This window comes from Streptomyces sp. NBC_00440 (genome assembly GCF_036014215.1).
Classification (GTDB): Bacteria; Actinomycetota; Actinomycetes; order Streptomycetales; family Streptomycetaceae; genus Streptomyces.
This window is the reverse complement of the sequence record NZ_CP107921.1, coordinates 2,094,495-2,108,787: the sequence shown is the minus strand read 5'-3', so window position 1 is coordinate 2,108,787 and position 14,293 is coordinate 2,094,495. Positions and strand designations below refer to the sequence as shown.

15 protein-coding genes are annotated in these 14,293 nt (G+C 70.8%); 6 read left to right on the top strand and 9 right to left on the bottom strand.

The genetic code is table 11. The annotated features are described in order from the left end of the window. Window positions 1–169: 169 nt before the first annotated feature. From OHB13_RS09440 to OHB13_RS09430, 3 genes are all read right to left on the bottom strand, one after another. On the bottom strand, window positions 170–1,354 hold the full coding sequence (locus OHB13_RS09440; protein WP_266857507.1) for an SPFH domain-containing protein: 1,185 nt from the start codon (window positions 1,352–1,354) through the stop codon (window positions 170–172). A gap of 11 nt (window positions 1,355–1,365) precedes the next feature. Beyond that, window positions 1,366–1,626 carry a hypothetical protein gene (locus OHB13_RS09435; RefSeq protein WP_266857509.1) on the bottom strand — a complete coding sequence of 87 codons (261 nt, stop codon included), beginning with the start codon at window positions 1,624–1,626 and terminating at the stop codon, window positions 1,366–1,368. A 193-nt stretch (window positions 1,627–1,819) separates the two neighbouring features. Beyond that, entirely contained in the window at window positions 1,820–2,965 is a 1,146-nt protein-coding gene (locus OHB13_RS09430) for an MBL fold metallo-hydrolase (protein ID WP_328376752.1), read from the bottom strand. Between the two features lie 199 nt (window positions 2,966–3,164). On the opposite strand from OHB13_RS09430, the gene OHB13_RS09425 reads away from it, so the two are divergent. After that, window positions 3,165–4,640, top strand: a complete 1,476-nt coding sequence (locus OHB13_RS09425) for an aldehyde dehydrogenase (RefSeq protein ID WP_328376751.1) — start codon at window positions 3,165–3,167, stop codon at window positions 4,638–4,640. Then, on the top strand, window positions 4,640–4,873 hold the full coding sequence (locus OHB13_RS09420; protein ID WP_266857515.1) for a ferredoxin: 234 nt from the start codon (window positions 4,640–4,642) through the stop codon (window positions 4,871–4,873). The genes OHB13_RS09425 and OHB13_RS09420 overlap by 1 nt, the downstream gene beginning before the upstream one ends. Before the next feature lie 72 nt (window positions 4,874–4,945). Here OHB13_RS09420 and OHB13_RS09415 read toward each other — a convergent pair whose 3' ends face one another. After that, window positions 4,946–5,566 carry a TetR family transcriptional regulator gene (locus OHB13_RS09415; protein WP_328376750.1) on the bottom strand — a complete coding sequence of 207 codons (621 nt, stop codon included), beginning with the start codon at window positions 5,564–5,566 and terminating at the stop codon, window positions 4,946–4,948. A gap of 208 nt (window positions 5,567–5,774) precedes the next feature. On the opposite strand from OHB13_RS09415, the gene OHB13_RS09410 reads away from it, so the two are divergent. From OHB13_RS09410 to OHB13_RS09400, 3 genes are read left to right on the top strand one after another with little or no spacing between them, the layout of a single operon-like run. Then, window positions 5,775–7,097 carry a glycosyltransferase family 4 protein gene (locus tag OHB13_RS09410; protein ID WP_266857519.1) on the top strand — a complete coding sequence of 441 codons (1,323 nt, stop codon included), beginning with the start codon at window positions 5,775–5,777 and terminating at the stop codon, window positions 7,095–7,097. Between the two features lie 42 nt (window positions 7,098–7,139). Beyond that, window positions 7,140–7,871: a class I SAM-dependent methyltransferase gene (locus tag OHB13_RS09405; RefSeq protein WP_164265932.1), complete on the top strand. Its 732-nt coding sequence runs from the start codon at window positions 7,140–7,142 to the stop codon at window positions 7,869–7,871. Then, entirely contained in the window at window positions 7,868–8,947 is a 1,080-nt protein-coding gene (locus tag OHB13_RS09400) for a prenyltransferase/squalene oxidase repeat-containing protein (protein WP_328376749.1), read from the top strand. The genes OHB13_RS09405 and OHB13_RS09400 overlap by 4 nt, the downstream gene beginning before the upstream one ends. A gap of 31 nt (window positions 8,948–8,978) precedes the next feature. Here the strand turns inward: OHB13_RS09400 and OHB13_RS09395 are convergent, their stop codons facing one another. Further along, window positions 8,979–9,269: a hypothetical protein gene (locus OHB13_RS09395; RefSeq protein WP_328376748.1), complete on the bottom strand. Its 291-nt coding sequence runs from the start codon at window positions 9,267–9,269 to the stop codon at window positions 8,979–8,981. Between the two features lie 269 nt (window positions 9,270–9,538). On the opposite strand from OHB13_RS09395, the gene OHB13_RS09390 reads away from it, so the two are divergent. Next, window positions 9,539–10,315, top strand: coding sequence for a maleylpyruvate isomerase family mycothiol-dependent enzyme (locus OHB13_RS09390; protein ID WP_328376747.1), 777 nt, complete (start codon window positions 9,539–9,541; stop codon window positions 10,313–10,315). 95 nt (window positions 10,316–10,410) lie between these two features. On the opposite strand, the gene OHB13_RS09385 is transcribed toward OHB13_RS09390, so the two are convergent. The 4 genes from OHB13_RS09385 to OHB13_RS09370 all read right to left on the bottom strand — a co-directional run bounded on the left by OHB13_RS09385 (window position 10,411) and on the right by OHB13_RS09370 (window position 14,197). Continuing rightward, window positions 10,411–11,421: an LLM class F420-dependent oxidoreductase gene (locus OHB13_RS09385; protein WP_328376746.1), complete on the bottom strand. Its 1,011-nt coding sequence runs from the start codon at window positions 11,419–11,421 to the stop codon at window positions 10,411–10,413. A 134-nt stretch (window positions 11,422–11,555) separates the two neighbouring features. Beyond that, complete coding sequence (locus tag OHB13_RS09380; protein WP_328376745.1) at window positions 11,556–12,422, bottom strand: hypothetical protein; 867 nt, start codon at window positions 12,420–12,422, stop codon at window positions 11,556–11,558. A 111-nt stretch (window positions 12,423–12,533) separates the two neighbouring features. Further along, a complete protein-coding gene (locus tag OHB13_RS09375; RefSeq protein WP_328376744.1) occupies window positions 12,534–13,493 on the bottom strand; it encodes an N-acetylmuramoyl-L-alanine amidase in 960 nt (319 codons plus the stop codon). A 62-nt stretch (window positions 13,494–13,555) separates the two neighbouring features. Further along, window positions 13,556–14,197, bottom strand: a complete 642-nt coding sequence (locus OHB13_RS09370) for a class I SAM-dependent methyltransferase (RefSeq protein ID WP_266857533.1) — start codon at window positions 14,195–14,197, stop codon at window positions 13,556–13,558. Window positions 14,198–14,293: the final 96 nt, after the last annotated feature.

The following is a 14,293-nucleotide window of genomic DNA, read 5'->3' as shown; positions in this document are numbered from 1 at the left end:
CGGCTTCCCCCTGTGCGGGTGTGATGACGACCGTCTTACTGTACCGGCCGCCCCCGGGCGCCTTCGGGGGCGGCCAGGGGAAACGGACGGCGGCGCACCCGCTGAACCGGGTGCGCCGCCGTCCGTACTCGTCGTTCTCGTCCCTGAAGCCCGGAGGCTGTGGACGGTCCTACTTGATGTCGATCGGCCCGTTGTCGCCGTTGTCCTTGCCGGACTTCCCGCCGAGGTAGCGCTGGATCTCCGCGCCCCGGCCGCCCTGGTGGGCGTCGTCGTCCTGCGCGCCCAGGTTCTTCCGTACCGAGTCGAGGATCGTCAGGCCCTGGCCCACCAGACCGGCCGCGATCTCGCCGAGGCCGTCCGCGCCGTTGAGCACGTTGACATTGGCGCCCGCGAGGCCGGACGCGGCCTCCTTGACGATCTGCGGGAGCTGGTCGATCAGCATCCGGTCGAGCGCCACCCGGTCGTACGAAGCGGCAGCCGCGGCCTGGATCTTCATCCGTTCGGCCTCGGCCACGGCCAGCACCCTGATGCGCTCCGCGTCGGCCTCGGCGGGCTTCACGATCTCGGCGACCAGCTGCTGCTGGCGCAACTGGGCGGCGCGCTCGGCCAGTTCGGTCTGGGCCGCGAGCACCTCCTGCTGCGCGTGCGCCTGGGCGAGCGGGCCGGCCTGGGCGGCCTGCGCCTGCGCCCGGTCCACCTCCGCCGAGTACTGCGCCTGTACGACGGCGGTCTGCCGCTGGTACTCGGCCTGGTTACGGGTGGCTTCCTGCTGCGCCTCCACGGACTGCTGGGTCGCCTGCGCCTGGGCGATCTGCGCCTGCCGCTGGATGGCCGCCGTGTGCGGGGCGGACATGGCCGCGATATAGCCGGTCTCGCCGTCGTCGATCGACTGGATCTGGAGCGAGTCCACGATCAGACCGATCTTGGCCATCTCCGTCTTGGAGGTCTCCAGCACCTCCGTGGCGAGCTTCTGCCGCTCGGTGACGATCTCCTCGACGGTCATCGAGCCGATGATCGAGCGCAGATGGCCGGAGAAGATCCGGCCGGTCAGCACCGACATCTGGTCCTGGTCGGAGAGGAAGCGCTGGCCGGCGTTGACGATGCTCTCCGTGTCGTTGCCGACCTTGAACGCGATGACGGCCCGCACCGTCAGCACGATGCCCTGCCGGGTCACACAGGTCTCGGCGACCTCCGCCTCGCACATCGCCAGCGTCAGGAAGCGGGTCTTGCGGAAGACCGGAAGTACGAACTTGCCGTGGCCGGTCACGACCCTGAAGGGCGCACCGCCCAGACCACGCCTGCCTCCGGAGATGAGCATGGCCTCGTCCGGCGCTGGAACGCGATAACCCAACATCCTTGGTCTCCTTAGTCGGTGTCGCCGGGGTCGAGGGTCAGCGCATCCAGCGGATCCACGGGATCGGCCCACTCGATGACGTCGACCTGGCGAGTACCGCGGGATTCGATCACGAGCACTGTCGCCCCGTACGACAAGGGCTCCTGGGACCAGGCGAGAAAGGCTTCCCAGCCTCCTCTGACCTGGATCAGGACCTCACCGGGACCGGCGGATCCGCGCGTTGCCAGGATCAGCTTCCCCGTGCAGCCGATCACAGCCTCGTCCGGCGCCATCGGCGGCCGCCCCCCTCGTGATGTGCGGTACTGAATGCATGACCCTAACGCTACTCCGACCAGCGGACTATCCTCCGCTGGTCCCGAGTTCGGCCGCGGGCGGGGAGCGGGTGGCATGCGGGCGGCGGGCCTGATCCGGCGTGGTCGCGGCCGCCTCGCGCGGGTGCCGGGAGGGCCGGGCCGTTGTTTCCCGCTATACCGCCATATAGGTCACGGGGTCACTGCCGGTGAGAGCTTCCGCCTGCCCCAGTTTCACCAGCCGCCGCAGATGGGCCTCGGCCTCCGAGACCGCGATGTTGCGTGAACCGTGCGGAATCTGCTCCCAGGGGCGGTTCCACTCCATCCGCTCGGCGATCTGCCAGAGGGTCTGCGGCTGGGCCAGCAGGGTCAGCAGGTCCCGGAGCCGGTCCTCGTGGTGGGCCAGCAACTCCCGTACCCGGGAGGCGGCGTCGGTGAAGGCGTACTGGTGGGCGGGGAGCACCTCGGCGGGGGCCAGCCGGCCGATCCGCTCCAGGGAGTCGAGGTAGTCGCCGAGGGGGTCCCCCCGCTCGAACGAAGCTGAGAGTGGGTGGGGGTCCCCCCGCTCGAACGAAGCTGAGAGTGGGGGCGGGTCCCCCTGCTCGAAGGGGGCCGAGAGGGGGTGGGGATCGGCGGCCGTGGCGTCGTCCCGGTCCTCGTAGAGCCCGATGTGCGGGGTGATGCCCGGCAGCAGGTGGTCACCGGAGAAGAGCCGCCCGTTGCCCGGCCGGTTCGCCGGGTGCTCCTCGTCCAGATGGAGGCAGACATGGCCGGGGGTGTGGCCGGGCGTCCAGATGGCGCGCAGTCGGCGGCCGGGCAGCGGCAGCAGGTCGCCGGGGACGATCTCACGGTCGGGTATGGCGGCCCGCAGCCCGGGGAGCGTCCGAATCCTGCCGGCGGCGCGGGCCCGGCGCAGCGGTGCGAGGTGCTCGTCGGGCGCTCCGGCGGCGGCGAGTTTCCGGGTGAGGTACTCCAGCCAGACGGCCGGTTCGGCGCTGCGGGTGCGCTTGACGATCTCGGTGTCGGCGGCGTGCATGGCGAGCCAGGCCCCGGATGCCTCCCGTACCTGGCCGGAGAGGCCGTGGTGGTCGGGGTGGTGGTGAGTGATGAGGACGCCGTGGATGTCCGCGACGGAGAGGGACAGCGCTGCCAGGCCCCCGGTCAGCGCGTCCCAGGAGGTGGGGTCGTCCCAGCCGGTGTCGATCAGTACGGGGCCGCTGTCCGTCTCGATGACGTGGACCAGGGTGTGGCCCAGAGGGTTGTCCGGAATCGGGACCTCGATGGACCAGACGCCTCCGCCGTGCTCCGTCACCTGCGCCATGGCGTCCTCAACTCTCTTCCGGGGCACTGCCTTTGATCACGACTCACTATAACTAGAACCGGTTCCAATGACCCCGCAGGTTCTGCCGGGGCCGGTTCCGGTCGGTCACGGCGCTCTCCTGGGGGTTCCGGATGCGAAGTAGAACTGGTATCAGTTTCTGATACAGCGTCAGAAAGTGTCCCCCGGGAGGCAGTCAGTCATGACCGAGCTTGTGGAACACCGGCAGCTCTTCATCGGCGGGGAGTGGGCGGAACCACTCGGCACCGACGTCATCGAAGTCGTCTCGCCCCACACCGAGCAGGTCATCGGGCGCGTGCCGCACGCCTCCGAGGCCGATGTGGACCGCGCTGTCGCCGTGGCGCGGCAGGCGTTCGACGAGGGCCCCTGGCCCCGGATGTCGCTGGACGAGCGGATCGAGGTGATCACCCGGATCAAGGACGCGTTCGCCGTGCGGTACGAGGAGATCGCCCGGGTCATCAGCGCCCAGAACGGCACCCCGTACACATCGAGCACCATGGTCCAGGCGCTCGCCGCGATGATGGTGTGGGACGCGGCGATCACGACCGCCCGCGCCTTCCCGTACGAGGAGAGCCGGGACGGTGTCCTCGGCAAGCTGCTCGTACGGCGTGAGCCGGTCGGGGTGGTGGCCGCGGTGGTCCCGTGGAACGTCCCGCAGTTCACGGCGGCCGCCAAGCTCGCCCCGGCGCTGCTCGCCGGCTGCCCCGCGATCCTGAAGGTCTCGCCGGAGACCCCGCTGGACGCCTATGTGCTCGCCGACATCGTCAGCGAGGCGGGGCTGCCGAAGGGGGTGCTGTCGATCCTCCCGGCCGACCGCGAAGTGAGCGAGTACCTCGTCGGGCACCCCGGCGTCGACAAGGTGTCGTTCACCGGCTCCGTCGCCGCGGGCAAGCGCGTGATGGAGGTCGCGGCGCGCAATCTGACCCGGGTGACCCTGGAGCTCGGCGGCAAGTCGGCGGCGATCATCCTGCCCGACGCGGACCTGGAATCGACGGTCGCGGGGATCGTGCCGTTCGCCTGGATGATCAACGGGCAGGCGTGTGTCGCCCAGACCCGGATCCTGGTCCCGCGCAGCCGGTACGACGAGATCGCCGAGGCGTTCGCTGCCGCGGCGGGTGCGCTCAAGGTCGGCGATCCGCTGGACCCGGCGACCGAGGTCGGCCCGCTGGTGGCGCGCCGTCAGCAGCAGCGGTCACTGGACTACATCCGCATCGGCCAGGAGGAGGGCGCCAAGATCCTCACCGGCGGCGGCCGCCCGGCGGGCTCCGAGGCCGGCTGGTACGTCGAGCCGACCCTCTTCGGGGACGTCGACAACTCGATGCGGATCGCCCGCGAGGAGATCTTCGGCCCGGTGATCTGCCTGCTGCCCTACGGCGACGAGGAGGAGGCGGTGAAGATCGCCAACGACTCCGACTACGGGCTCAGCGGCAGTGTGTGGACGGCGGACGTCGAGCACGGCATCGACATCGCACGCCGGGTCAGGACGGGCACGTACAGCGTGAACACCTTCAGTCTGGACATGCTCGGGCCGTTCGGCGGCTACAAGAACTCCGGCGTGGGAAGGGAGTTCGGGCCCGAGGGGTACGGCGAGTACTTCGAGCACAAGATGATCCATCTCCCCGCCGGGTACGAACCGGCAGCGGGCGAGGCGGAGTAATGGGGGACCGCTGGCACGTGGAGGTCGACCGGTCCGTCTGCATCGGCTCCGGGATGTGTGTGAACCACGCACCGGACGGCTTCGCACTCGACTCCGCGCGCCAGTCCCACCCGCGCTCGCCGGAGACCGACGCGAGCGAGAAGGTGCTGGCCGCTGCGGAGGGCTGTCCGGTCGAGGCGATCATGATCACGCTGCGGGAGAGCGGCGAGGCGGTCTTCCCACCCGACGAGTAGTCACGGACGAGCAGCCACCCGATGAGCAGCCGTCCGACGAGCAGGGCGACGGCGCGAGCGCGCGGACACGGCTCAGGCCGTGTCCGGGCCGCTGTCCGGGCCGGTCAGGTCGATCAGCCGGCAGACCGTCTCGATGTCGATCTTCACCTGGGCGATCGACGCCCGCCCGGACAGCCAGGTGATCAGCGCGGAGTGCCAGGTGTGCTCGATGACCCGGACCGCCGAAAGCTGCTCGGGGGTGGGGTGCTCCAGGCCCATCGCGTCCAGGATGATCGCCGTCGTCAGACGGGAGACGGTGTCCACCTCGGGGCTGACGCTCCGGTCGGCGAAGGTCAGCGCCCGCACCATCGCGTCCGCCAGATGCGGCTCGCGCTGGAGCGCGCGGAAGGCACCCATGAGCGTCGACGCGACGCGCTCGGCGGGGGTGTCGCCCGCGGGAGGCCGCTTGCGGAGGGTGGTGTGCAGATGCTGGAGCTGGTCCTGCATGGTGGCGACCAGCAGATGGATCTTGGAGGGGAAGTACCGGTAGAGCGTGCCGAGCGCCACCGACGAGTCCTCGGCGACCTCGCGCATCTGCACCGCGTCGAAGCCGCCGCGGCCGGCCAGCTGGGCGCTCGCGTGCAGAATCCTGCGGCGGCGCGCCTCCTGGCGCTCGGTCAGCGGTGGCGACGCCGGCTTGGCTTCCACAGTCATCTGTCCCATCCGATCCCGCCGTGGCGCGAATCACCTGATCCGGCTGTTACGACGGAGCTACCTGCCGGTAGATTCGAAGCTCATTGAACGATCAAGTCTGGCTGAGTTCTTCCGGGGGCGCCCTCGGGCCCCAGGCTTGCGAGAACTTGTTCTAGATTAGCGTGAGCGACTACGCTCCGCCGGGACTGCTGCGAGAAGGGGGCCGAGTGTGACCGCTGAGGCCATAGAAGCGGGCCCCCTTGCCGGTGGATCCGCCGCCGGTGCCCGGGGCCCGTTGCGTATCGCGTTCCTCACGTACAAGGGCAATCCTTTCTGCGGAGGCCAGGGCGTCTACGTCCGGCACCTCTCACGGGAGCTGGCCCGGCTCGGCCACAGTGTCGAGGTGATCGGCGCCCAGCCCTTCCCGGTGCTGGACGAGGGCGTACCGCTCACCGAGCTGCCCAGCCTCGACCTCTACCGCAGCCCGGACCCCTTCCGTACCCCGGGACGCGACGAGTACCGCGACTGGATCGACGCCGTCGAGGTGGGCACCATGTGGACCGGCGGCTTCCCGGAGCCGCTGACGTTCTCGCTGCGCGCCCGGCGCCATCTCCTCGCCAGGCGCGGGGAGTTCGACGTCATCCACGACAACCAGACCCTCGGCTACGGGCTGCTCGGCGACCTCGGCGCGCCGCTGGTCACCACCGTCCACCACCCCATCACCGTCGACCGGCGGCTCGACCTGGCGGCAGCGGACGGCTGGCGCCGCCGCGCCTCCGTACGCCGCTGGTACGGCTTCACCCGGATGCAGAAGCGGGTCGCCCGCAGGCTCCCGTCCGTCCTCACCGTCTCCGGCTCCTCGCAGCAGGAGATCATCGAGGACCTCGGGGTGCGGGAGGACCGTATCCACGTCGTGCACATCGGCGCCGACACCGAACTCTGGGCGCCCGACCCGGCCGTGGCCGAGGTGCCCGGCCGGATCGTGACGACATCGAGCGCCGACGTACCGCTCAAGGGCCTGATCCATCTGGTCGAGGCGCTCGCCAAGCTCCGTACCGAGCACCCGGCCGCCCACCTCGTCGTCGTCGGCAGGCGCGCCGAGGACGGACCGGTCGCACAGGCCATCGAGCGGTACGGACTCGACGGCGCGGTCCGGTTCGTCAAGGGCATCAGTGACGAGGAGCTGGTCGACCTGGTGCGCGGCGCGCAGATCGCCTGTGTGCCCTCGCTCTACGAAGGCTTCTCGCTGCCCGCGGCCGAGGCGATGGCCACCGGCACCCCGCTGGTCGCGACGACCGGCGGAGCCATCCCGGAGGTCACGGGCGCCGACGGCGAGACCTGCCTCGCGGTGCCCCCCGGCGACGCGGGCGCACTGGCCGGCGCCCTGTCCCGGCTGCTCGCCGACCCGGTCCTCCGCACCCGCCTCGGCGCAGCAGGGCGCGAACGCGTCCTGGCCCGCTTCACCTGGAAGCAGGCCGCCATCGGCACCGCGGAGCGCTACCGCGAAGCCATCGCTGCCCGCCGCCCCGGCGCTCCGTCCGTGCAGGCGTAGCCCGTACCCCTCCCATCCTCCTAGCGAAGAAGGCAGACCCCCGTGCTGACCGTGGACTTCTCCCGCTTCCCGCTTGCTCCGGGCGACCGTGTGCTCGACCTCGGCTGTGGCGCGGGCCGTCATGCCTTCGAGTGCTACCGGCGCGGTGCGCAGGTGGTGGCACTCGACCAGAACGGCGAGGAGATCCGCGAGGTCGCCAAGTGGTTCGCCGCCATGAAGGAGGAGGGCGAGGCCCCCGCGGGCGCCACCGCCACCGCCATGGAGGGCGACGCGCTCAACCTGCCGTTCCCCGACGCCTCCTTCGACGTCGTGATCATCTCCGAGGTCATGGAGCACATCCCGGACGACAAGGGAGTGCTCGCCGAGATGGTGCGGGTGCTGAAGCCCGGCGGCCGGATCGCGATCACCGTCCCCCGGTACGGACCCGAGAAGGTCTGCTGGGCGCTCTCCGACGCCTACCACGAGGTCGAGGGTGGCCACATCCGGATCTACAAGGCGGACGAACTCCTCGGCAAGATCCGCGAGGCGGGGCTGCGCCCGTACGGCAGCCACCACGCGCACGCGCTGCACGCCCCGTACTGGTGGCTCAAGTGCGCGTTCGGCGTCGACAACGACAAGGCGCTGCCGGTCCGCGCCTACCACCAGCTGCTGGTCTGGGACATCATGAAGAAGCCGCTGGCGACCCGGCTCGCCGAGCGCGCGCTGAACCCGGTCGTCGGCAAGAGCTTCGTGGCGTACGCGACCAAGCCGCACACGCCGCGGGTGGGCGCGTGACCTCACCGGGCCGTACGGAACATCTGGTCCTGCCCGGAGTCCTCACCGCCGAGCAGGCAGCCCGCACGGTCGCCGGGATCCTCGCCGTCCAGCGCGAGGACGGCGCGATCCCGTGGTTCCGCGGGCACCACCTCGACCCGTGGGACCACACCGAGGCTGCCATGGCGCTCGACGCCGCGGGCGAGCACGAGGCCGCGGAGCGCGCGTACGCCTGGCTCGCCCGGCACCAGAACGAGGACGGCTCCTGGTACGCCGCCTACCAGGACGGCGACGCGGCTCGGATCACCGACCGGGGCCGGGAGACCAACTTCTGCGCGTACGTCGCGGTCGGCGTCTGGCACCACTATCTGGCCACCGGCGACGACACGTTCGCCGACCGGATGTGGCCCGTCGTGCGGGCCGCGGTCGAGTTCGTGCTCCAACTCCAGCAGCCGGGCGGCGAGATCGGCTGGAAGAGGGAGCCGGCCGAGGAGGGCGGGGCGGTCGTCGAGGACGCGCTGCTGACCGGTTCCTCGTCCGTCTACCAGGCGCTGCGCTGTGCGCTCGCGCTCGCCGACGAGCGCGAGGAGCCGCAGCCCGACTGGGAGTTGGCGACCGGCGCGCTCGGGCACGCGATCCGCAGCCACCCCGAGCGGTTCCTGGACAAGAGCCGCTACTCGATGGACTGGTACTACCCGGTGCTCGGCGGCGCGATCGGCGGAGCTGCGGCGAAACAGCGGATCGACGCGGAGTGGGACCGCTTCGTCGTACCGGACCTCGGGGTGCGCTGTGTGCTGCCCAACAACTGGGTGACCGGTGGCGAGAGCTGTGAACTCGCCCTGACGCTCTGGGTGATGGGGGAGTCGGACCGGGCGCTGGAAATCCTCCAGTCGATCCGGCACCTCCGGGCGGACGACGGGATGTACTGGACGGGGTACGTGTTCGACGACCGGGCACTGTGGCCACTGGAACGCACCAGCTGGACGGCGGGGTCGCTGCTGCTCGCGGTGGCCGCGCTCGGTGGGGACGAGGCGACCACCGCGGTCTTCGGCGCGGAGCGGCTGCCGGCCGGGCTCGAACCGGACTGCTGCCGCTGACGGTTGCGGCGCCGGCCGTGCGACTGGCGGCTCAGTGCCGGCGCACCCGGCCCGCGACGAGGTGGCCGATGAAGAGGTACACGACCGCCGCGAGGCCATAGCCTGCGACGACCCGGGCCCATGCCTCGTTGAAGGTGAACAGGTCGCGGGACCAGCCGGCCAGCCAGTCGGCCGCGTGGTGCACGAAGGTCACCAGGTCATTGGCCCGGTTCGCCTCCAGGAGATACATCAGAATCCACAGGCCCAGGATGAAGGCCATGACATCGGCGATCACCATGATGACGTTCGCCGCCGGGCTGCTTCCGCTCGAATATCTGGACATGGTCGAACGTGTTGCCGCTTGTGCGTGCGTGAAACCCCTGGCGCGTGAAAGCCGGCGCGCCCCATACGTACCGCCGGGGCCCCCAGGGGCTGTCGTCAAAGTGCCGCCTGCCGCGCGGCGTCTGGCACGCACGCTCGCGGCGTTGCCGAAATGCCCTAGTAGCTCCGCTGCGAGAACATTCCGGCGCCTTGCGATCGCACGCACCAGACGCCGCGCGGCTGCCCTTCGGGCAACGACGGCACTTTGACGACAGGCCCTAGGGTGGGGCCATGACGCTACTGGGGCATGACCGCTACTGCGACGAACTGCTGCGGCAGACCGACCTGTTCGGGGCGGCGCTGGCCGGAGCCGACCTGACGGCGACGGTGCCGACCTGCCCGGAGTGGAGCCTGGGGGAGCTGACCCGTCATGTGGGCCGCGCGCAGCGCTGGGCCGAGACGATCGTACGGACGAAGGCCACCGAGGCGGTTCCGCCCGAACAGGTGCCGGACAGCGCCGGTCCGGGCGACGATGACCCCGATGCCCTGAGCGACTGGCTGGCCGCGGGCGCCGCGCGGCTCGCGGCGACGCTGCGGGCGGCGGGTCCGGACGCCGAGGTCTGGACGTGGGCGGCCGATCAGCGCACCGGGTTCTGGGCGCGCCGGATGGTCCACGAGACGGCGGTCCACCGGGCGGACGCGGCCCTGACGGCCGGTGTGCCGTTCGAGGTGGAGGCGGACGTCGCCGCGGACGCCATCGACGAGTGGCTGGACATCCTCGTCTTCGCCCAGGCGTCCGGCGACAAGAGCGTGGCCGACCTGCGGGGAGCGGGCCGGTCGATCCATCTGCACGCCACGGACGCGGCCGGTGCGGAGTGGCTGATCGAGTTCGGTGACGACGGGTTCACCTGGCGCCGGGCGCACGAGAAGGCGACGGTGGCGCTGCGGGGTCCGCTGACCGACGTGCTCCAGGTCTTCTACCGGCGGCTGCCCGCCGGGAGTGACCAGGTGGAGGTGCTGGGGGACCGGGAGTTGCTGGACTTCTGGCTGGAGCGGGCTTCGTTCTAGGGCCTTTCGTTATGGATCACCTCGCCAGTCCCGGCCGCCCCTGTCCGGCTGTCCCGTCCCCGGCGGGGCAGCCGGTGCGGGACAGCCGGTGCGGCTCAGGTGGTCAGCTCTGCCAGCACCCGTAGCGTCGTCGGGTCCGGAGCCGTCACCAGCAGGTCCGTCACCGGGCCCTTGCGCCACAACTCCAGCCGCTCGGCTATCCGTTGGCGTGGACCCACCAGCGAGATCTCGTCGGCGAACGCGTCCGGAACCGCAAGCACCGCCTCCTCCTTGCGGCCCGCGAGGAACAGCTCCTGGATCCGCTGGGCCTCCGCCTCGAACCCCATCCGCGCCATCAGGTCCGCGTGGAAGTTGCGGGCCGCGTGACCCATGCCGCCGATGTAGAAGCCGAGCATCGCCTTCACCGGGAGCAGGCCGTCGGCCACGCTGTCGCAGACGTGCGCACGGACCATCGGCGCGATCATGAAGCCCTCGGGGAGACCGGTGAGCGACGCCTCGTAGACGTCGACGCGGGTCGGCGACCAGTACAGGGGGAGCCAGCCGTCCGCGATACGGGTGGTCTGGGCGATGTTCTTCGGCCCCTCGGCCCCCAGCAGGATGGGCAGTTCGGCCCGCAGCGGATGGGTGATCGGCTTGAGCGGCTTGCCGATGCCGGTGCCGTCCGCACCCCGGTACGGGTGCGCGTGGAAGCGCCCGTCCAGCTCGACCGGGGCCTCCCGCCTGAGGACCTGGCGGATGACGTCGACGTACTCACGGGTCGCGGTGAGCGGACTGCTGGGGAACGGGCGTCCGTACCAGCCCTCCACCACCTGGGGGCCCGAAAGCCCGAGCCCCAGCATCATCCGGCCGCCGGAGAGGTGGTCCAGGGTGAGTGCGTGCATCGCGGTGGCGGTGGGGGTGCGGGCCGCCATCTGGACGATCGCGGTACCCAGCCGGATACGGGAGGTGTGCGCCGCGATCCAGGTCAGCGGGGTGAAGGCGTCGGAGCCCCAGGCCTCGGAGGTCCAGACGGAGGCGTAGCCCAAACGCTCGGCCTCCTGGGCCAGTTCGAGATGACCGGGGGTCGGCCCGCGGCCCCAGTAGCCGAGGGCGAGTCCTAGACGCATCGTAAAGCCTCCCGGTCGCACGCTAACTGACACATCGTCAGGCGACTGTAAACGCAACGGCCCCCGCCCGGAAGGGGCGGGGGCCGTGCGGCATCAGGCCTGAACGTGACGTTGTCGGGCCTGAACGAGAGCTGCTAGCCGCGCTGGATACCCGTGGTGTCCTGGAGCACGCCGCGCCGGCCGTCCTGTGTCTGTGCGATCAGACCCGGGCCGCGCTGCTCGACCGCGAGGTACCAGGTGCCCGGGGCCAGTTCGGCGATGGGGGCCGGAGAGCCGTCCTCCCCGTACAGCGGACGGGCCACCGGAACCGCGAACCAGAACGGCGCGAACTCCCCGGCGGGCGCGTCGGCCGAAGGCTGCGGCTGGGCCGCCGTGGGCTGGTGGGTGTCCTGCGGCTGACCGGGGTGCCCGGCCTGGGCTCCGAACGCCGCGGGCTGCGGATGGCCCGGCTGCGGCTGGGCGCCGTAAGGCTGTTGGGCCTGCGCGCCCGGGTACCCGTAGCCCTGGCCCGGTGCACCGGCGGCCTGCACGCCGTACGGGGACGGCGTCACGGCGGCCGGCTTCGGGGCGCTCAGCAGCGGGCCCTTGAGCGCGGGGAGGAGCGGGCCGGCGACAGCCGCGCCCGCGAGCACCAGCGCCGCGATGAACCCGAGAATCAGTCCGGCCCCCCGGCTCGACGCGTCGACCAGGGTCCAGAACCCCGTCCACGCGGCGAAGATGGTGAACGCGACACCGAACTGGGCCATGTCGAGACCCACGACCTTGCGCGGCTGCGGCAGGGCGCGGGCCACGGTGATCAGGGCTGCCCCGATGACGCCGGCCAGGTAGATGCCCATCAGCGTGCCCAGTGAGTCCCACGCGCTGGGGTTGTTCAGGTTGGCGCAGTACGAACCGCTGCACTGGTTGCCGTAAGAGGTGAGATCGAGGAACGAGGCGATGAACAGCACCACCGCTGCTCCGATCACCACGCCGTCGCCTCGTGTGAGGGAGCGGATGTTCACGTAAGAATCCTTAGTAGGTCGGCTCGTCGGGGCGGCGTGGAGCTCGGGGGCGGCTCCCCATCGTAGGGGTGAATCTATCGTCTGCCCCGGCGGGTCGTGTGCCGGGTCTCGTCACTCCGCGTGGAGAAAGCTGCTGATGCCGTCCGCGATCCCCTGTGCGGCCTTCTGGCGCCAGCTTCCACTCGTGAGCAGAGCGGCATCTTTGGGATCACGCATATTGCCGCATTCGATGAACACTTTGGGCACAGTTGAGAGATTGAGCCCGCCGAGATCGCCCCGGGTGTCCAACCCCGTACCGCCACCGATGTAGTTGGAAGGAGCGGTTCCGGTGTCCCGGACGAACTTTCCGGCGATCCGGGTCCCGAGGTCGTGCGACGGGGCCACGATGTCGGCCGTGTCGGCCGCACCCGCTTTCACCAGGGCGGGAAGGATCACGTGGAAGCCCCGGTGGCCGACCGACGAGCCGTCGGCGTGCACGGAGACGGCTGCGTCGGCTTTCGCTTTGTTGCCGAAGGAGGCCCGTTCGGTCACACAGGGACCGAAACTGTGGTCGTCGTTCTGGGTCAGCCTGACCTTCGCGCCCTGCTTTTCGAGCAGGGCGCGCAGCCGGTGCGACACATCGAGAGTGAACTGGGCCTCGGCATAACCGTTATTGGTCGAAGTGCCGGTGGTGTCGCATTCTGTTGTGCCGTTGCCGATATTTACCCGGCGGTTGATTTCGGTCGGGTGACGGTAATTGTTCGGGTTGTGCCCCGGGTCGATCACGACGACTTTTCCCGCGAGCGACGCATGACCGGCGGGTGCGCCGTTGCCGGGTTTGTCGTCGCCCTGCTTGTTGTCGCCGTCCGCCGCGTGCGAGGGCTTCGCCGGGGTGGTGCTCGGGGTGCTGTCCTGGGTCTCTGCCGTGGCCGGGCTCTTCGCCGACGTTCCCTCCGGACCGCCCACGGAATGCCAGATCAGCCAGCCGGCCAGACAGGCGGGCACCAGGGCGGCGACCGTGATCACCCCGGGTGACTTCCGGAGGCGGTGCGAGAGGGAGGGGCGGTTGTCGTCATCGTCGTCGTACAGCACGGCGCGAGCTTAGCCCGGCCTTCCCGTCGCCGCCCGGTCGCGGGCGCGGTGGTCCCGGGTGCTCAGATTCCCGGTCCGGTGCGCCGCAGGACGCGGAGCGAGCCGGTCACGGAGATCTCGGTGAAGGCACCGGACGCGAGGGCCCTGAGGTAGACGCGGTACGGGGCCTGGCCGCCGTCCGCCGGGTCGGGGAAGACGTCGTGGACGAGCAGCAGCCCGCCCTCCGCGAGGTGCGGGGCCCAGCCCTCGTAGTCGCCGCTCGCGTGCTCGTCGGTGTGACCGCCGTCGATGAACACCAGGCCGAGCGGGCCGCCCCAGGCCTTGGCGACCTGCGGGGACCGGCCGACCATCGCGATCACATGGTCTTCGAGTCCGGCCTTGTGCAGGGTGCGGCGGAAGGTGGGGAGCGTGTCCATGAGGCCGACCTCGGGGTCCACGACGGAGGGGTCGTGGTACTCCCAGCCGGGCTGCTGCTCCTCGCTGCCGCGGTGGTGGTCGACGGTGATCGCGGGGACGCCGGCCGCGCGCGCGGCGTCGGCGATGAGGAGGGTGGAGCGGCCGCAGTAGGTGCCGACCTCCAGGAGCGGGAGGCCGAGCCCGGCGGCCAGCACGGCCGCCTCGTACAGCGCGAGCCCTTCGTCCGCGGGCATGAATCCCTTGGCGGCCTCGAACGCGGCCAGGGTCGCTGGCGTGGGGGCGGCCATGGGGATCCTCCTGTTACGGGGCGGGCTTGCCGGTGTGTTGTGGCCGGCCGGCCGGGCCATGCTAGTCCGGGGGATCCGGGGGCCTCGCGCGGGCCC